15 protein-coding genes and 1 tRNA gene are annotated in these 18,403 nt (G+C 58.3%); 3 read left to right on the top strand and 13 right to left on the bottom strand.

The window, feature by feature from the left end; translation table 11 throughout:
- Window position 1: 1 nt before the first annotated feature.
- The 11 genes from F4V43_RS14750 to F4V43_RS14700 all read right to left on the bottom strand — a co-directional run bounded on the left by F4V43_RS14750 (window position 2) and on the right by F4V43_RS14700 (window position 14,070).
- Window positions 2–655 (bottom strand): bifunctional precorrin-2 dehydrogenase/sirohydrochlorin ferrochelatase, encoded by a 654-nt coding sequence (locus F4V43_RS14750; protein ID WP_150459014.1) that lies wholly within the window; start codon window positions 653–655, stop codon window positions 2–4.
- Window positions 656–659: 4 nt separating this feature from the next.
- Window positions 660–1,484, bottom strand: a complete 825-nt coding sequence (gene ccsA / locus F4V43_RS14745) for a cytochrome c biogenesis protein CcsA (RefSeq protein ID WP_223879909.1) — start codon at window positions 1,482–1,484, stop codon at window positions 660–662.
- Between the two features lie 16 nt (window positions 1,485–1,500).
- Window positions 1,501–2,877: a glutamyl-tRNA reductase gene (gene hemA, locus F4V43_RS14740; RefSeq protein WP_150459058.1), complete on the bottom strand. Its 1,377-nt coding sequence runs from the start codon at window positions 2,875–2,877 to the stop codon at window positions 1,501–1,503.
- Window positions 2,878–3,153: 276 nt separating this feature from the next.
- The gene (gene yihA / locus F4V43_RS14735) at window positions 3,154–3,831 is read right to left on the bottom strand and encodes a ribosome biogenesis GTP-binding protein YihA/YsxC (RefSeq protein ID WP_150459012.1); all 678 of its coding nucleotides are present in this window, start codon (window positions 3,829–3,831) and stop codon (window positions 3,154–3,156) included.
- Between the two features lie 23 nt (window positions 3,832–3,854).
- On the bottom strand, window positions 3,855–6,224 hold the full coding sequence (lon, locus tag F4V43_RS14730; RefSeq protein ID WP_150459011.1) for an endopeptidase La: 2,370 nt from the start codon (window positions 6,222–6,224) through the stop codon (window positions 3,855–3,857).
- 135 nt (window positions 6,225–6,359) lie between these two features.
- Window positions 6,360–8,069: an ATP-dependent protease LonB gene (gene lonB / locus F4V43_RS14725; RefSeq protein WP_150459010.1), complete on the bottom strand. Its 1,710-nt coding sequence runs from the start codon at window positions 8,067–8,069 to the stop codon at window positions 6,360–6,362.
- 227 nt (window positions 8,070–8,296) lie between these two features.
- Window positions 8,297–9,433: a flavodoxin-dependent (E)-4-hydroxy-3-methylbut-2-enyl-diphosphate synthase gene (gene ispG / locus F4V43_RS14720; RefSeq protein WP_150459009.1), complete on the bottom strand. Its 1,137-nt coding sequence runs from the start codon at window positions 9,431–9,433 to the stop codon at window positions 8,297–8,299.
- Window positions 9,434–9,589: 156 nt separating this feature from the next.
- Window positions 9,590–10,846 carry an ATP-dependent protease ATP-binding subunit ClpX gene (gene clpX, locus F4V43_RS14715; RefSeq protein WP_150459008.1) on the bottom strand — a complete coding sequence of 419 codons (1,257 nt, stop codon included), beginning with the start codon at window positions 10,844–10,846 and terminating at the stop codon, window positions 9,590–9,592.
- A gap of 13 nt (window positions 10,847–10,859) precedes the next feature.
- Window positions 10,860–11,450 carry an ATP-dependent Clp endopeptidase proteolytic subunit ClpP gene (gene clpP, locus F4V43_RS14710; protein WP_150459007.1) on the bottom strand — a complete coding sequence of 197 codons (591 nt, stop codon included), beginning with the start codon at window positions 11,448–11,450 and terminating at the stop codon, window positions 10,860–10,862.
- A 236-nt stretch (window positions 11,451–11,686) separates the two neighbouring features.
- The gene (tig, locus tag F4V43_RS14705) at window positions 11,687–13,021 is read right to left on the bottom strand and encodes a trigger factor (protein ID WP_150459006.1); all 1,335 of its coding nucleotides are present in this window, start codon (window positions 13,019–13,021) and stop codon (window positions 11,687–11,689) included.
- A gap of 125 nt (window positions 13,022–13,146) precedes the next feature.
- Window positions 13,147–14,070 carry a hypothetical protein gene (locus F4V43_RS14700; protein ID WP_191089599.1) on the bottom strand — a complete coding sequence of 308 codons (924 nt, stop codon included), beginning with the start codon at window positions 14,068–14,070 and terminating at the stop codon, window positions 13,147–13,149.
- 132 nt (window positions 14,071–14,202) lie between these two features.
- On the opposite strand from F4V43_RS14700, the gene F4V43_RS14695 reads away from it, so the two are divergent.
- The 3 genes from F4V43_RS14695 (at window position 14,203) to F4V43_RS14685 (ending at window position 16,519) form a co-directional block, all read left to right on the top strand.
- A tRNA-Arg gene (locus F4V43_RS14695) sits at window positions 14,203–14,276 on the top strand.
- A gap of 100 nt (window positions 14,277–14,376) precedes the next feature.
- Entirely contained in the window at window positions 14,377–15,195 is an 819-nt protein-coding gene (locus F4V43_RS14690; protein WP_150459005.1) for an Rpn family recombination-promoting nuclease/putative transposase, read from the top strand.
- On the top strand, window positions 15,185–16,519 hold the full coding sequence (locus F4V43_RS14685) for a DUF2252 domain-containing protein (protein WP_150459004.1): 1,335 nt from the start codon (window positions 15,185–15,187) through the stop codon (window positions 16,517–16,519). Before F4V43_RS14690 ends, F4V43_RS14685 begins: the two co-directional genes overlap by 11 nt.
- An 8-nt stretch (window positions 16,520–16,527) precedes the next feature.
- Here F4V43_RS14685 and pstA read toward each other — a convergent pair whose 3' ends face one another.
- Together pstA and pstC are read right to left on the bottom strand one after the other, a co-directional pair.
- Window positions 16,528–17,412: a phosphate ABC transporter permease PstA gene (pstA, locus tag F4V43_RS14680; protein ID WP_150459003.1), complete on the bottom strand. Its 885-nt coding sequence runs from the start codon at window positions 17,410–17,412 to the stop codon at window positions 16,528–16,530.
- Window positions 17,409–18,359 (bottom strand): phosphate ABC transporter permease subunit PstC, encoded by a 951-nt coding sequence (gene pstC, locus F4V43_RS14675; RefSeq protein WP_150459002.1) that lies wholly within the window; start codon window positions 18,357–18,359, stop codon window positions 17,409–17,411. Before pstC ends, pstA begins: the two co-directional genes overlap by 4 nt.
- Window positions 18,360–18,403 lie beyond the last annotated feature (44 nt).

The raw sequence follows: 18,403 nt of genomic DNA, 5'->3' as shown, positions 1-18,403 counted from the left end.
GCTATTCCTCCCGATTCTCGGTCATCCAGGCCTCAATCCGCTCCGGACTCCACTCTTCTGCCATCCAGTCTCTTCCTTGGAACGCTTCAAATTCTTCCGGTGAAGCCAGCTTTCGCAGCAGCTTCCGCCGGATTTCCGGCCGCGGCTCCCGGCGCTTGATCTCGCTTCGCATCCGGTGCAGCCAGTCGAGGTAGGGCTCGTAGCCCTCGCCCAGAAAGTCCTCCAGCGCGGCGGCGATGCCCGCCGCGGCTCCCGGCCCGGCTCCCGAAGTGGACACCGCGACCGTCAGACGGCCGCGCCGCACCACCGCCGGGCTGATGAAATCGCCCGCTTCCGGATCGTCCGCGGCGCTGACCGGTATGCCCGCGGCCTTCGCCTCGCGGACTGCCGCGGCGTTGACCTCCCGGTCGCCGGTCGCCGCGAACACCAGCCAGGCGCCCGCCGTGTCTCCCGGCGCGAACGCGCGCCGTCTCCAATCGACGGCGCCCGCGGCGGCAAGCTCTTCCAGCCCCGGCGCAAGCGCGGGGCTTACCACCGTCACCAGAGCCTGCGCTTCCAGCAGGCTCCTGATTTTGCGGACAGCGACCGCTCCGCCTCCCACGACCAGACAGCGCCGGCCCCGGCAGTCCAACATAATCGGCAAATAGACCGCCATGCGTTCACTCCCCGCCCCACTGGTGAAAATTCGACCAGGAATTCAGCAGAAAATTCAAAATGATAAAGCCGTAGCCGGCCGCCGCCCAGCGGGCCATCGCCACGCCGCCGATCCGGCCTCTGCGCTTCACCGGCAAGTATGCCGCAAAAACGCCGAAGCCGATCAGCGTCGTCCACACCTTGAGATCGCGCAGCAGCGGCAGACGCCCTTCCGATACGATCGAAAACCCCGCCGCCAGCAGGGACACCGCCAGCAGCGGCGTACCGGCCAGCACCGATCCGTACGTATAACGGTCCAGCAGTTCGAGGCTCGGCAGCCGGCGGACGCGGTCGTCCCAGCGTTTCTTCTTGAGCCGGGCATGCAGGAAGAGATACATGAGAGCAAAGACTGCTCCCAGCGTCAGCGCCGCGAAGCTCAGATTGGCCAATATAATATGTACCGCCAGCCAGCCGTGAACGGCGCTCCAGCTCTGCAGCGTATGATCTTCGGCCGTCAGCCATACCCGGTTGAGCAGAAAAGCGCTGTAGCCCGCCACGCTCAGCAGCAGCACCGTGAATTCCGAGCGCCGTCTCCAGGCAAGCGCCAGCGATACGAACACAATCACCGTGGAGAAGCCGAACAGGAAGTCATAAGGCGTGTAGATCGGCAATCCCCCGTTCTCCTTCCAGCGATAGCCGAGGCCGGTCAGTTGAAACACCGCTGTGACAACAAGAAGCCCTGCGCCCGCCCGTTGTAAGCCCGGGCTTCTTCTCAAGCAGTCCGTGAATACAAACAGCAGGCCCAGGGCATACACCGTAAGCGCGGTATCATACACTTCATTCAATGTCACTGGCCATCCCACCGCCCTACAGGCCGGCAGGCGCCAGAGTAACGGGCAGCGCCGCAGCGCCTGAACCCGTTCCTTGGGCGCGGAGCGCAGCGGCCCTGTCGCTCTCTTCCGAAGCCTCGGAACCGTCCTGCTCTCCAAGCGCAAAGATTCGGGTAAAATAATCAATCGCTTCATTGCCGTGCTTGCCGCCCGACATTTCCTTGATGGCATTGATCGGCTCATGCATCATCTGGTTGACAATGCTCTTGGTCAGCCGCCGGATCACCTTGCGCTGATGCTCGTCCAGTTCAGGCAGCTTGTTGAACAGGCTGTTCATCGTCTCCTCATGGATATGGTTGCCCTTATCCTGAAGCGCGCGGATCACCGGCTGTACGCCGAGCGTCTTCAGCCAATGCCGGAAGTCGGCGGCCTCTTCGGCGATCATGCGCTCGATCTTCACCGCTTCGGTCCGCCGCATCTCGAGATTGCTCTCGACAATGCCTTCGAGATCGTCGATATCATACAGGAAGACGCCGGGCACTTCACCCGCTGCCGGATCAATATCGCGGGGAACCGCAATATCGATCATGAACAGCGGCCGTGCCGGACGGCCCTTCATGATGTCCGCAATCCGGTCCGCATGAAGCACATACCCTTCCGCTCCTGTGGAGCTGATGACAATATCGGCTTCGCGCAGGTACTCGAATCCCTGCTCCATCGTGCAGGGCCGGCCGTTGAACTTCCCGGCCAGTTCCGCCGCCCGGGCAAGCGTCCGGTTGGCGACGACCACTTCGGCGGCGCCTCCCGCGTAGAGATGCTTGATCGTAAGTTCGCTCATTTTGCCCGCTCCAAGGATGAGAGCTTTCTTGCCGGAGAAGGAACCGAAGATCCGCTTGCCCAGCTCGGTAGCCGCATAGCTGACCGATACGGCGCTCTCGCCGATCGACGTCTCGCTGTGGGCCCGTTTGCCGAGCGTCACCGCCTGCTTGAACAGCCGGTTGAACCAGGAAGCGGTCGCCTTCTCCTCCTGGGCCTTCAGGAACGCGCTGCGCACCTGTCCAAGAATCTGGGTCTCTCCAATCACCATCGAGTCCAGTCCGCAGGTCACCCGCAGCAGATGCTCGACGGCGCGGTCGTCTTCATAAATATACATATGTTGGGCGAACTGCTCGCTCTTGACGCCGAACCACTGCTCAATAAAGCTGCGGATAAAGTATCCGCACATATGCAGTCGGTCGACCACCACATAAATTTCCGTACGGTTGCAGGTCGCCACAATGACACCTTCCAGTACGCTCTTGACACCCATCAGCTGGCGGAGCGCCGCCGGAAGTTCCTGATCCGCAAAAGCGAACTGTTCTCTAATCTCCACGGGCGCCGTACGGTAATTCAGGCCAACGACGACAATGTGCATGTGCAAGTTCACCTTCCTGATCCAGTATGAATTCATTGCCGCTGGAACGAATTCAATGCTTTATTATAAACCAAAAAACGATGTATTGATCATCGTCTGTCAATTTGTAAAAGGTCATGTTAAGTATATCACATGAATATCCCGCAACTTTGTCCTCTTTTTGAATTATATATGAAATTAGAATCATTATAAACTGGGGAATTCCCGCAAAAAAAAGCAATCCTTCCCGTAAGAAGGACTGCTCTTCTCTTCGTTGTCCCTGCGGGGACCGCCGGCTTATTCTTCGCCGGAGGCCGTCTCCGCTTGCATCTGGGTGTCTGTTCCTGTGTCTGTTCCTGTGTCCGCCGCCGGCTCCGTCTCATTCTCCGGAGAAAGCGCCGCTTCCTGAATCAGCGTCCAGAGTTCCTCCTTGCCGAGTCCCAGCTCCGAGGAGAACGACAGGAAGCGGTCTCCCGGCAGAACGCCCAGCGCTTCCTTCATAATCTTGATGTGCTTGGGCCAGCGCGTCTTCGGAATCTTGTCGGCTTTGGTGGCCACCACACAGAAAGGAATGCTGTAATGTCTCAGCCAGTCGAACATCATCTTGTCGTCGGCGGACGGCGGATGGCGAAGGTCTACGACCAGCAGCACCAGCTTCAGCGTCTCCCGCTCGCTCAAATACTTCTCGACCATGCGTCCCCAGGCGGCCCGCTGGGTCTTGGAGACCTTGGCGTATCCGTAACCCGGAAAATCGACGAGGTACAGCTTCTCATTGATCAAGTAATAGTTCATATGCTGCGTCTTGCCCGGTGTGGAGCTGGTTCTTGCCAAGTTCTTGCGGTTAATCATCCGGTTGATGAGGGAAGATTTGCCCACGTTCGACCGCCCGGCAAGGGCGATCTCCGGCAGGCCGTCTTCCGGGTATTGGCCAGGCCCTACGGCACTGATCCGAAATTCGGCACTCGTAACTTTCATAGAGGTTCCTTTCCGTTATGCGGTTAATGCAGACTCGGCATCTGTCCTTCTGCGCCGAGCAGCCCGCTCTTCTCGACGAGCGCATGCAGCAGAACCTGATCCATATGGGATACGGGAACGAACTGCACATCATGCTTGACGCTGTCCGGGATGTCTTTCAGATCGCGTTCATTGTCTTTGGGCAGCAGGATCTTCTTGTAGCCGGCGCGGTGCGCGGCAAGCGACTTTTCCTTCAGTCCGCCGATCGGCAACACCCGCCCGCGAAGCGTAATCTCGCCCGTCATCGCCACATCCTTGGAGACATGGCGCTTGGTGAGAGCGGAGATCAGGGCCGTCGCAATGGTAATGCCCGCCGACGGTCCATCCTTCGGTATTGCACCCTCGGGAATATGAATATGAATATCGTTCTTCTCGTAGAAATCGGACGGGATGCCAAGCTCCTCCGCTCGCGAACGGGTGTAGCTGAAGGCAGCTTGCGCCGATTCCTTCATGACATCCCCAAGCTGTCCCGTCAGAGTCAGCTTTCCGCTGCCGGGAACTACCGTGACCTCGATCAGCAGCGTATCTCCGCCGACTTCCGTCCAGGCCAATCCGGTTACCGTCCCGATCTGGTCCTCCAGTTCGGCCACGCCGTACCGGTATTTCGGGGAACCGAGATAATCCTTGACCTCTTCCGGCGCAATCCGGACGACCGTCTCTTCCTCGCTGGAGACGATTCGCTTGGCCGCCTTGCGGCACAGCGCCGCAATCTGCTGCTCCAGTCCCCGCACGCCCGATTCCCGGGTGTACTCCCGGATCACCCTCAGCAGCGCTTCTTCGCCGACTTCCAGCTGTTCGGGCTCCAGACCGTGATTCTTCTTCTGCTTGGGCAGCAGATAGCGCTCCGCGATCTGAAGCTTCTCAAGCTCCGTGTACCCGGGGATATAGAGCATCTCCATCCGGTCCAGCAGCGGACGCGGAATGTTGTGGACCGCATTCGCCGTTGTAATGAACATGACATTGGAGAGGTCGAACGGCAGTTCAACAAAATGATCGCTGAACGTGTTGTTCTGTTCCGGGTCCAGCACCTCCAGGAGCGCGGCCGAAGGGTCGCCCCGGAAATCCGATGCCATCTTGTCGATCTCATCGAGCAGGAAGACGGGATTCAGCGATCCTGCCGTCTTCATACCTTGAATGATCCGGCCCGGCATCGCCCCGACGTAAGTCCGGCGATGGCCGCGAATCTCGGCTTCGTCCCGGACGCCGCCCAGCGAGATACGGACGAACTTGCGGCCAAGGGAGCGGGCGATCGACCGCGCCAGCGAGGTTTTGCCGACTCCCGGCGGTCCTACCAGACAGAGAATCGGTCCTTTGAGCTTCTTGACCAGCTTCTGGACGGCCAGATATTCCAGGACCCGCTCCTTCGGCTTCTCCAGCCCGTAATGATCGGCATCCAGCACCTGCTCCGCCTTGGCGATGTCCAGATCATCCTCGGTCCAGTCGTTCCACGGCAGACCGAGCAGCCAATCGACGTAATTGCGGATCACGCCGCCTTCCGCCGAACTGGACGGCATCTTCTCGAGACGGTCGATCTCCTTGTCGATCTTCTCCTTGACCTTCTCCGGCAGATTCTTCTCTTCAGCCTGCTCCCGCAGCTCTTCGGCTTCGCCGGCGCGGCCTTCCTTGTCCCCGAGCTCCTTCTGAATCGCCTTCATCTGCTCGCGGAGATAGTATTCCTTCTGCGTCTTCTCCATCTGCTTCTTGACCCGCTGGTTGATCTTGCGCTCCAGCTCCAGCACCTCGCGCTCGTTGTTGAGCATGTCGAGCAGCCTCTCCAGCCGCCGGCGGACATCAATGGTCTCCAGGATCTCCTGTTTATCCTTGATCTTCAGCGCCAGATGACTGGTAATGACATCGGCCAGCCGGCCCGGCTCCTCAATATCCGAGACGGCGGCCAGCGTCTCCGGCGTCACTTTTTTGGAGAGGGTAATATAATGCTCGAACTGGTTCAGAACGGTGCGCATCAGCGCGTCGCTCTCCTGGCCGTCCGCCGCTTCTTCATGAAGCTCGCGGGCCAGAACCTCATGGTACTCCTCGTTATCGGTATAATGAATGATCTCGGCCCGCTCCACGCCTTCCACCAGCACGCGGATTGTTCCGTTAGGCAGCTTCAGCATTTGCCGGACGTTCGCGACAGTTCCGATACGGAAGATGTCTTCTTGTCCCGGCTCCTCAATATTCACTTCCGATTGAGAACAGAGGAGGATTAAGTTGTCTTCGACCATCGCCTTCTCCAGCGCTCTGACCGACTTCTCGCGACCCACATCCAGATGAAGCACCATGCTGGGATACACAAGAAGACCGCGAAGCGGCAGTAAAGGAAAACGACGACCCTTGCCTGGTTTTGCACCCATCGCTTTCACACCTCCAACGGCTCCCGTTCAAATTGAATCGACTATTTATTGCTTCCTTGTATTTTATCAAAAGGTTACATAAAACACCAACGGTTCCAACCAAGGAACCGCTTATGAACCGGGACGCCGCCGGGACTACAGTGCGGTGCTCTCCCCGGAAGCATCGGCTTTCAGCACCGAAGCCGGCGAAGAGAAGGTCTCTCCCGCCGCTGCCGGCAGCCGGACCTCCCGCATAGGTTCTCCGAAGAGGTGCAGGAATACTTCCTCAATCGTCTCCACCGGCACAACCCGCAGCGGGGAAAGATCGGCAAAGAGCGACTGCCAGTTCTCCTTGGGAATCAGCACCGTCGTCGCTCCCGCCTGGAAGGCAGCTTCCACCTTGGCAACAACGCCGCCGACCGGCTTGACCCGGCCGTGGATGCCCAGTTCTCCGGTCATGGCCACCGTGTTGTCAACAGGAAGCCGGCGAATGGCGGAAGCGATGGCCGCCGCCATCGCAATTCCCGCCGACGGGCCGTCGATCGGCGTCCCTCCCGGGAAGTTGACGTGAACATCGTACCGGTCGGGGGCCAGCCCCATTCCCCGGAGCACCGTCAGCACATTCTCCACCGATCCCTTGGCCATGCTCTTGCGCCGGATGGTCCGGGACCCTCCGCCTATCTCTTCTTCGTCGACGACGCCCGTAATATGGAGACGCCCTTTGCCGTCCTCAGCCGGAACGGCTGACACCTCAATCTCCAGCAGCATCCCCATCCCGGGTCCATAGACTGCCAGGCCGTTGACTACTCCCACCTGCGGCTCGGACGGCACCCGCCGTTCGCTGCGCAGCGGAAGCTGACTGCTGCCCGCCACCCACTCCAGATCGGCCGCAGCGAGCGTATCCCGGCCCTCGGTGAATGCAAGGCCGGCGGCAAGCTGGATCATATTGACCGCTTCCCGGCCGTTGGTCGCATACTGCTGAACCACTTCAACCGCAGCGGAGTTGGGCCTTAGGCCAATCTTCTGGATGGCATCCCGGGCAATCAGGGCGATCTCCTCCGGCAGCAGAGGCCGGAAGTAGATCTCCATGCAGCGCGACCGGAGCGCAGGCGAAATTTCCTGCGGCGACCGGGTTGTGGCGCCGACGAGCCGGAAATCGGCAGGAAGGCCGTTCTGAAAAATGTCGTGAATATACGCCGGGGTATTGCTGTCCTCCGAATTGTAGTAGGCGCTCTCCAGCAGCACTTTCCGGTCTTCCAGCACCTTCAGCAGCTTGTTCATCTGAATCGGGTGCAGTTCCCCGATCTCATCAAGGAACAGAATTCCTCCGTGAGCCTTCGTTACGGCACCGGGCTTGGGCTGCGGCACTCCGACTACTCCCATCGCGCCTGCGCCCTGATAGATCGGATCATGCACCGAGCCGATCAGCGGATCGGCGATTCCGCGCTCGTCGAACCGGGCCGTCGTAGCGTCGATTTCGGTGAACCTCGCGTCCGCCTTGAACGGCGACTGCGGATTCTTCTTCGCTTCCTCCATCACCACCCGAGCGGCAGCGGTCTTGCCTACCCCCGGCGGTCCGTAGATAAGGACATGCTGCGGATTCGCGCTGCACAGCGCCGCCTTCAGCGCCTTGAGACCATCCTTCTGCCCGACAATGTCCTGAATGCCGGACGGACGTGTCCTCTCGGCCAGCGGTTTGGTCAGCGAGACGGCGCGCATCTTGCGCAGCTTCTCCAGCTCCTTCCGCGACTCCCGCTCTACCGCCGTCTTGTTCGTCTTTTGCCCGCGCAGCTGGTTCCAGAAATAAACGCCGATGACCGTCGCAAAGAACAGCTGCACGACCATCAGCAATAAGCTCAATTCCATCTCTTTACCTCCCGTTTCTTTCGGCTATCGCTACTAGGTAGTATAGCCGTTTCGGCAGGAGCTAAACTTTGCCGGCAAAAAGCCTGCTCTTTCGGCAAAGGCGGCGTCGGCGCGGAAGAGGCGTCCAGCGGCGCACGGCAGCCGCTCTCTATGACAAGCAAAACGGCCTTGTCCTCTATCATTCAGGACCAAGGCCGTCTTGCTTATTCGTGAACCGCGTGTTCTGCTTAGAAGCTTCCGGTCTGCGCCGGAGCCAGGCCCGCGGCATGCTCTTTGCGTCCCGGAATTTCGCCCGTTGCCTCGAAGTGGGCAACGATATGGTCAATCTCCTTCTTCAGCTCGCTCAGAAGCTCTGCTTCCGGAACTTTGCGGATCATTTGGCCGTAGCGGAACAGCAATCCTTCGCCGCGGGCGCCGGCGATGCCGATATCGGCTTCCCGCGCTTCCCCGGGCCCGTTGACCGCGCAGCCGAGCACCGATACCTTGATCGGCACCTTCAGCTTGGAGATATACTCTTCCACTTCATTGGCAATGGAGAAGAGGTCGATATCCAGCCGTCCGCAAGTCGGGCAGGAGATCAGCGTGGCTGCATTGGAGATCAGACCGAACGTCTTCAGCAGCTCGCGGGCGACCTTAACCTCTTCCACCGGATCGGCGCTCAGCGAGATGCGTACCGTGCTTCCGATGCCCATCGACAGCAGCGCGCCGATGCCTGCCGAGCTCTTCACCGTACCGGCGAACAGCGTGCCGGACTCCGTAATGCCCAGATGCAGCGGATACGGAATGACCTCGGCTGCCTTGCGGTAGGCCTCGATCGCCATCGGAACGTCCGATGCTTTCAGGGATACGATAATATCATGGAAATCGAGTTCTTCCAGAATGCCGATATGATACAGAGCGCTCTCGACCATGGCATCGGCGGTCGGATAGCCGTACTTCTCGAGCAGATGGTTCTCCAGCGAACCGGCATTGACGCCGATCCGGATCGGGATGCCCTTGTCCTTGCAGGCCTTCACGACCGCTTCCACCTTCTCCCGGCGGCCGATATTGCCCGGGTTGATACGAACCTTGTCGATTCCGTTCTCAATTGCAGCCAGCGCCAGCTTGTAATTGAAATGGATATCCGCAACCAGCGGGATATGAATACGCTTCTTGATTTCCTTGATCGCCGCAGCCGCCTCTTCATTGTTAACCGTGACGCGCACGATCTGGCAGCCGGCTTCTTCCAGACGCAGGATTTCGGCTACGGTCGCCTCTACATCCGCCGTCTTCGTTGTACACATGCTCTGAATCGCTACTTCGTTGTTGCCTCCGATAATGACTCCGCCCACATTGACCGGGCGCGTCTGATGTCTCAGAAACATGAATGCTCTCCCCCATAACGCCAAAGCCCCACCTATCATTCAAGAGGTGGAGGCTAAGGTCTATAATTGTGCAACAGCCCCGGCCGGAAAGGCTGCGGAATGCCGTTCGCATCCGCGCCCCCGAACGGGGATCTGTTAAGTTTCTATGCGGTTCGCTTACGCGCTTTCTTCCTTCTTCTTGTCTTTCTTCAGGTTCAGCTCGGGCAGCGCCTTGTCTTGGACTACCTGTTCCGTAATGACGCATTCCTTAATGTCATCGCGGGAAGGCACCTCATACATCACGTCGAGCATAATGCTCTCAATGATGGCGCGAAGACCGCGTGCGCCTGTATTGCGCTTGATCGCTTCTCTGGCGATGGCTTCCAGAGCCTGCGGTTCGAAGCGCAGCGCCACGTTGTCCATCTCCAGCATCTTGACGTACTGCTTCGTCAGCGCATTCTTCGGTTCGGAGAGAATGCGGACCAGCGTCTTCTCGTCAAGCGGCTCCAGCGTCGAGATAACCGGCAGACGGCCGACAAACTCGGGGATCAGACCGAATTTCAGCAAATCCTCCGGCAAAACCATCGACAGGTATTCGCCCGGCTTCAGGTCGGCCTGGCCGCCTTCGCCTGCGTTGAATCCGATCACTTTCTTGCCGATCCGGCGCTTGATAATCTGTTCCAGACCGTCGAACGCTCCGCCGACGATGAACAGAATATTGGTCGTATCAATCTGGATGAATTCCTGATGAGGGTGCTTGCGGCCGCCCTGCGGAGGTACCGACGCTACCGTGCCTTCAAGAATCTTCAGCAGCGCCTGCTGCACGCCCTCGCCCGACACGTCGCGGGTAATGGACGGGTTCTCGGATTTGCGGGCCACTTTATCGATTTCATCAATATAGATGATGCCGCGTTCGGCTTTCTCTACGTCGTAGTCGGCGGCCTGAATCAGCTTCAGTAGAATGTTCTCTACATCCTCGCCCACGTACCCTGCTTCCGTCAGGGAAGTTGCATCCGCGATCGCAAAAGGAACGTTGATGATCTTCGCCATGGTCTGCGCAAGCAGCGTCTTGCCGGAACCGGTCGGGCCGAGCAGCAGAATGTTGCTCTTCGTCAGTTCGACGTCCTCTACCTTGCTCTGGGAGTTGATCCGCTTGTAGTGGTTATATACCGCTACCGACAGCGATTTCTTCGCCTGTTCCTGGCCAATAACATACTGGTCAAGGATGTCGCGGATTTCCTTCGGCTTCGGAATATCTTTCAGGTCCAGCTCCTCTTCATGACCGAGCTCTTCTTCTACAATCTCCGTGCATAACTCGATGCACTCATCGCATATATAAACGCCGGGGCCCGCGACAAGCTTGCGAACCTGCTCCTGCGACTTGCCGCAGAACGAGCATTTCAGCTGTCCCTTTTCGTCGTTGAATTTAAACAATTCTACCACCCCTTCAGGATTTAATCGGTGAAGTGAGAACCTGGTCAATCAGGCCGTAAGCCATCGCTTCTTCCGCACTCATGAAATTGTCGCGATCCGTATCGCGTTCAATCTTCTCAAGGGGCTGACCTGTACGTTCCACGTAGATCTGATTCAGCTTCTGACGGGTCTTCAGAATCCAGTCGGCGTGAATCCAGATGTCCGAAGCCTGACCCTGGACACCGCCAAGCGGCTGGTGAATCATCACTTCGCTGTTGGCAAGCGCGTAACGCTTGCCCTTCGCTCCCGCCGTCAGCAGAAGCGAACCCATGCTCGCCGCCATACCCACGCAAATCGTGGATACATCCGGTTTGATGTATTGCATCGTATCATATATACCCATGCCCGCAGTCACAGAACCACCGGGCGAATTGATGTAGAGATGGATGTCCTTCTCGGGATCTTCTGCAGCGAGGAACAGCAATTGGGCAATGACCAGATTGGCAACATCATCGTCAATCGCATTGCTCAGAAAAATGATACGGTCCTTGAGCAGCCTGGAGTAAATATCGTAAGACCGTTCCCCCCGGTTTGTCGATTCCACAACCATTGGTACTAGACTCATGTCACCAACCTCTTTTCTCTATACGGAATAGTCTTGCCTTTTCGGAAATATTTTAACACGTTCAAGTCGCGATGTCATTTTTCGCTCAAGTCCGCCTCCGGGCCGGGTCCGCGGCAGCCTCCGGGGACGGATAGCCGAAAAAATAAGGCACGTAAAAGAATATACGTGCCTTATCGCTCAAGTATGTGGCCCCATGCACAGGGACCGTTCTGATGAGAACGCGTATAGATCAGCGCTTACTCGGCGCTGGCTTCTTCCTTGCTCGCTTCTTCTGCCGGAGCCTCAACTGCTACGCTGTTCTCCACGAGGAAGTCGATTGTCTTGCGCAGAGTGATTTCTTCCTTCAGGCTTCCCAGGGAGCCGTTGGCTGCCAGGATGCTGCGGATTTCTTCAGCGGAACGTCTGTAAGCTTCGGCCATTGCCGACAGTTCCTCTTCCACTTCTTCCTCGGAAGCGGTGATGTTCTCTTGCTTCGCGATGACTTCCAGCACCAGGTTGTTGCGAACGCGCTTCTCGGCGTCGCCCTTCATCTGGCTCTCCAGATCTTCGCGGGTCTGGCCGGAGAAGCTCAGGAACATATCCATGTTCATGCCCTGCTGGCGAAGACGGGTATCGAAGTCGCGAACCATGTTCTCCACTTCGCTGTCGATCATGGCATCCGGAATTTCCACTTCGGCGCCTTCAGCCGCGCGCTCGACAACGGCGTTCTCGCGCTCGCCCTTCAGTTCCTGCTCCTTGCGGGATTCCAGCTGCTTCTTCAGATCCGCCTTATATTCTTCCAGCGTATCGAACTCGGAGACGTCCTTGGCGAACTCGTCGTCCAGTTCAGGCAGAACTTTGCGCTTGATTTCATGCAGCTTCACTTTGAACACGGCAGCCTTGCCTGCCAGTTCTTCAGCATGGTAGGTCTCTGGGAAAGTCACTTCAACATCCTTGAAGTCGCCGGTAGACATGCCGACCACCTGATCTTCAAAGCCCGGGATGAAGGAGTTGCTGCCCAGCTCCAGGGAATGGCGTTCAGCCTTCCCGCCTTCAAAAGCTTCGCCGTCTACATAGCCGTCGAAGTCGATGACGGCGATGTCGCCAAGCTTGGCAGGCTCGTCTTCGATGACGGACAGCTCGGCATGGCGTTCCTGCAGCCGCTTCAGTTCCGCACCGAGTTCCTCTTCGGTTACTTCGGCTTTGCGGACCGGAACTTCCAGACCCTTGTACTCGCCGAGCTTCACTTCAGGCTTAACTGTTACCTTGGCCTTGAACTTGAAGGACTGGCCTTTGCCGAACTGCTCGATGTCCACTTCCGGACGGTCTACAGGGAAGATGTCGGTCTGATCGACGGCTTCTCTGTAAGCTTCCGGCAGCAGGATGTCGATGGCGTCCTGGTACAGACTCTCTACGCCGAAGCGGGATTCAAAGATCGGGCGAGGCACTTTGCCTTTGCGGAAGCCAGGCACGTTCGCTTTCTTGACTACTTTATTGAAGGCCTTGTCCAGCGCCTCCTTGACGCGCTCGGCATCAACTTCAACATCAAGAACGCCGAGGTTCTTCTCTATTTTTTCCCAGGTTGCTTTCATGATATACTTTCCCCTCCAAATAGGTTCACATGATTCGCTCATTTCCAAGCTATTACGCACAGAATAACCACCATATTATATCCAACATTATTTGACTTTTCAAGTCGCAAGCCGGTCGGAGACACCTAGAACCGCATCGAAGATTTCACGAAACCGCCAATGGAGCGATACGCCTGCTCAAATTGGAACCGCATGCTCTCCGTAATTCCGTACATGGAGCGCGTCTCCTCTTCGCGGCGGTCTCCGCTCAGGCTCTCCGAGACGATCTGGTGCAGCGCCCCTGCCCAGAGGTCGAGCAGAGTATCGTCTCCGGCCACCATGGACCGGTACTCCTCCGAGCCGTACACCGACATTACATATTGGCTCCACAGCTCCTGGGCAAAATAGTACAGCGTCGGTTCATGCGTCTCCGTCTGCTCCGCTACGCGTTCCAGCACCTGGGCAACCGCCGGCGGGAAATCCTCGTTCTGCAAAGGCACATATTCGATCTCCACCTCAACGGGTCCGGCCTCCCGTTCAAGGCGGACCATCCCCTGCACGCCCCGGCGCCGCAGCGTCTGAAGCGTACGGAACTGGAGCAGGGGATGGATGCCCGGACGCTGAATCCAGCCGGTCAGCGCTTCGTCCACTTCCCCTCCTTCGAGATGGGCGAGCTGCTCCAGCGCAAGCACCGTGGACTCCGACAGCGGCTCGTTCATAACCCGGTGCAGAAGCTTGGACGTATACTCACGGTCCTCTTCCTGCTTGGCAAGCGCGAGACTCCTGGCCATTTGCTGCTCGCCGGGCTCTTCCTCATCAGGTTCGGGCTGCCCGGGCACCCGCCCGCCCGCAGCCTCCGGAAAAGCTGCCTCCAGCCACTCCAGCAGCGATCCCCATTCTTCATAGTGCCGTTCATCCTGACCTTGGCATTGCAGCAGGAAATGCAGCAGCTCCATCGCTTCCCCATATCGTTCGCTCTCCAGCATCACCGTCAGTTGAATCTGATAATAATCCAGCGTCTTGGGAAACAGAACGATGTTCTCTTTCTCCGTGGACCGGAATTTATTCATGGGGTTCCTCCTTACAGCGGTCCGTCGCTAATTCCTCTCAAGCAGTTGATTATAGCATACCCGCTCGATTATGCGAAAAAACAGATTGTCTTTCCTGCTGCCTTGTGCTAGAATAATTTTTGCTTGCTTTTTGTCCCAGTAGCTCAGCCGGATAGAGCATACGCCTTCTAAGCGTACGGTCGGGGGTTCGAATCCCTCCTGGGACGTATCCCGACGGAGACGATAAGTCTTTACTCTCCTTCATTGATTCAGTTATAATCCGTTTATTCACACGCGGAAGCACCGCATAACTTCGGTCATCAGCCGATATTATGCGGTGCTTTTTGCGTTGTTTTCACGAAGCTGTTAGAGGCCCCGTTGACCGAAATCGTGCTGCTGAATCCATACACCGACAAGGATGCCCCGCTCGATAAACAGTCGATCTTCGACGTCTTCGCCAGGGCGGCGGACGGACGGCTGATCGACATTGAAATGCAGCTGTTCAACAAGTACGATATAGAAAAGCGGACGCTCTATTACTGGAGCCGGCGCTATTCAGGTCAGCTCGCCGAAGGGCAGGGCTATCGTTCGCTCGGCAAATGCGTCACAATCAACTTGATGAATTACAAGCTGCTGGGCGGGACAACAGCCTGCCACAGTGTGTTCCATCTGAGGGAAGACCGCAGCGGACTGCCGCTGACGGATGATATCGAAGTCCACATGCTGGAGCTGCCAAAGCTGAAGGCAGACGCCGCAGGCCATTCGGGGAAGACGCTCGCCAAGTGGCTGACCTTTTTGCGGGAGGGCGACATTTCAAGTTGGGAGGCGCGGGAAATGGAGAATGAAGCAGCCATTCAAAAGGCGTTTGAAACGTTGAAATATCTCAGCCAGGATTCGGAGGCTAGAATGCAGTACGAGGCCCGGCAAAAATTTTTACATGACGAAGCCTCAATGATTAACGGGGCCCGTCGGGAAGGACTGAAAGAAGGACTTGAGCAGGGAGCGGCCGGCAAGGCCAAGACCGTGGCTCTGAAAATGCTGGCAAAAGGCATGGAGCCCGCTCTGGTCGCCGAATTGACCGGACTGGCGTCCGAAGAGATCCGCCGGCTGACAGAAGGTCAAGGGAGCGGCAAGGATGATCAATAGAAACATAGCCGAAGGCGTTGTGAAGACCCGCGGCGAACTGCGCCGAATGACGCTGGAGGCCGTTTTGGAGGAATTCGACGGGAAGATCATGGGACTCGAAGCATGCAAACGACGTGAGAAATACGCCAAGATGTTGGCGAGCCCCTATTCATTTTATAGAGGAAGCGCTTATCTGTTCTACTACGACGCGACGCAGCAGTATTTCCCCTACCACTCGTCGCCGGAACGGCCCACATGGATTCAGGGCGACCTGCACTTCGAGAACTTTGGCGCTTTTCGGAACGAGAACGGAGCGCTTGTGTATGATGTGAATGATTTTGATGAGGGCTATCTCGGCTCTTACCTGTACGATCTCTTGCGGATGTCCGTCAGCATTGCGCTGGTCTGCCGCCAGCTGGGCTGGAGCCGGGAACAGGAAGAGGAATGCGCGGAACTCTATATCGAAGCGTATTATGAGCGGATCCATGACTTCTGCGACGGCAAAAAGGAGCCCGGGCGCTATCAGCTGGACGAGGACAATGCCCGAGGCCCGGTTAAAAAGCTGCTGCGCAAGCTGGAGAAACGCCGCGCCGCGCATTTCCTGGAGCAGGTGACGGCGTCGCTGCAGGAGGAGCGCGCTTTTGTGGACAATGAAGAGCTGAAGGAGCCGTCAGCCGCCGAACGGGCGCTGCTGGAAACGGCCTGGCCCTCCTACCTGGAGACGCTGCAATCGCGCGAACACGCCGGAATCATCAAGGATGCCGCGATCAAGGAAGGATCGGGAACCGCTTCGATCGGATTGTCCCGCTACTACCTCCTCATTGCGCCGGAAGGAACCCGCGACAAGGACGGAAGCGCCGAGCGGGTACTGGAGGCCAAAGAGGTCCGCATCCCGATTCCAGCCTACTTCCTTCCCTATTCGGAATCGTTCTGGCTCCGCTTCAGCCATCAGGGGGAGCGGGTGACGGCGACCCAGCGGGCCATGCACCACCGTGCCGATCCGTACCTCGGCTATTTCTCCCTGGACGGGCGGGACTTCTACGTCCGCGAACGCTCAGCGTATAAGAAGCGGCTGAAGCTGGAAGATATCGAATCGTTCGAGGATATGGAGAAGACGGTGGTTCACATGGGCCGGCTGACGGCCAAGCTGCACGCCCGCGCCGATTCGGATATCGCCGAAGGGCTGCTTCCCTATCACAGCGAGGAGGAGATTGCCGGGGCCATGGGTCCCGACGGCAAGGCGATGGCCCGCTACCTGTCCCGGTGGGCCTCCCTCTACGCCGATCAGGTAGAGACGGATTATACCCTGTTTCAGCAATGGGTCCGGGAGCGGTCCCCGGGCTGAATGCAGAATCAGCCGCCATGACGGCGTTTGGCCCGCCACATGGGCAGACGGAAGGCAAGATTAATCAGCAGCACGAACAAGACGAGCACGGCTGCCGACTTATCCGCGATCTGCCGGGCATCCTCCACGATGGCTTCCGACTGGACATACCAGAGATGAACGGCCAGCGTCTCGCCCGGAGAGAACAGATTAAAGTCCCACATCTCGCCGGAAGTGCTGAGACCCGCAGTCAGGATAATAACCGCTGATTCGCCGAACGCCCGGCCTGCGACAAGACAAATGCCGGTCACCACGGCGGGCATAGCCACCGGAAGTAGAATCCGGCGGATGATATAGAATTTCGTCATTCCGAGCGCGTGCCCCGCTTCCCGCAGTTCGTCCGGAACGGCCCGCATCGCCTCCTCCGTCACCCGGGTCAGCATCGGCAGATTCAGCATTGCCAGACTTACGCCTGCGCCGAGAATCGTCAGACCAATGCCGAAATACTCGGCAAAGATCGCGAGTCCCAGCATCCCGAATACGATGGAAGGAACCGAAGCGAGGGATTCCACGCACATGCGCAGAAAGGCCGTCAGCTTGTTGTCCGGCGCATACTCCGCCATGTAGATTCCCGCGCCGACGCCGATCGGTACCGAAATCAGCAGAGACAGGAGCAGAATATAGAAGGAATTGAACAGGACCGGTCCGATGCCGCCGCCGGGATCGATCTCCTCGGGCTGCCCCAGGAGAAAGGACAGGCGGAGTCCGGGCAGACCCTTGCTCAGAATGGCGGCCAGCAGCCAGAAGACGAGCAGCAGAACAAGCGCTCCCAGCCCATACAGTGCCCCCGTTGCCATCCGGTCCATTCTCGCCGCCCGGCGCGTACGCGGTTGAGCCGTGAGGAGGTTCTTCATTTGGCCTCGCCTCTCTTTCTTCCCAGAATACGGACAATCATGATCATGGCAAAGGAAATCAGCAGCAGCAGGAACGCCATCATATGAAGCGCATAATTCCATGTCGAATCGAACTCGACGTTCGAAATCTGCATGACGATATTGCTGGTCAGCACCGAGGCCGGCGTGAACAGCGTCCGGGCAAGCTGCGGCGTATTGCCGATGACCATCACCACCGCCATCGTCTCCCCGATGGCCCGGGTCATACCGAGGATAACGGCGGAGAGAATGCCGCGCCCCGCTGCCGGAACGACGATTCGGAAGATCGTCTGGATGCGGGTGGAACCGAGCGCATAGGCAGCGTCGCGGTATTTGCGCGGCACCAGGGTAATGGCGTCGTCGCTGACGCGGGTGATGGTGGGCAGCACCATCAGCGCCAGTACGAGCGCTGCCGCGAGCAGTCCGTCAGCCAGGCTCTCACCGCTGATATGGCGGAGGAAGGGCAGGAGCACGGTGAGGCCCAGGTACCCGTAGACGATGGACGGAATGCCAACCAGGAGGTCCAACGTCGGCCGGATGAAGGCTTTCAGCCACTTCGGCGCAATCTCCGCGGTCAGCACGGCCATGCCAACCGAGACCGGGACCGCGATGGCCAGCGTAAGCAGCGTCAGCAATACGGTATTCAGGATAAAGGAGGCCGCCCCAAAAGCATCCTCTTCAGGCGTCCAGTTGAAGGAGAAGAAGAAATCCGCCGGCGAAATCTGCCCGAAGAGCAGGAGCGCCGTCCGGCCGATAAAGACGATCACAAGCCCCAGCACCAGACACAGGGCAAGGATGCTTCCGCGAAAATAATACCCCGACAGCCGGTTGGCGATCAGCCGGCGCGCATGGCGCCGGTCTCGGGCCCGGCCGGCCGCGGCGGACGCTTTTCGGCCCGGGGCCGGGGTACCGATGGTCTGTGATTCCATAGTGTTGTCCCTCCATAAACGGCCAGCCCCGCATGAACGGGGCT

This window comes from Paenibacillus spiritus (genome assembly GCF_008710135.1).
GTDB classification, from domain to species: Bacteria; Bacillota; Bacilli; order Paenibacillales; family Paenibacillaceae; genus Paenibacillus_AQ; species Paenibacillus_AQ glufosinatiresistens.
The sequence above is the reverse complement of the archived record's forward strand: the minus strand, read 5'-3'. Positions and strand labels throughout refer to the sequence as shown.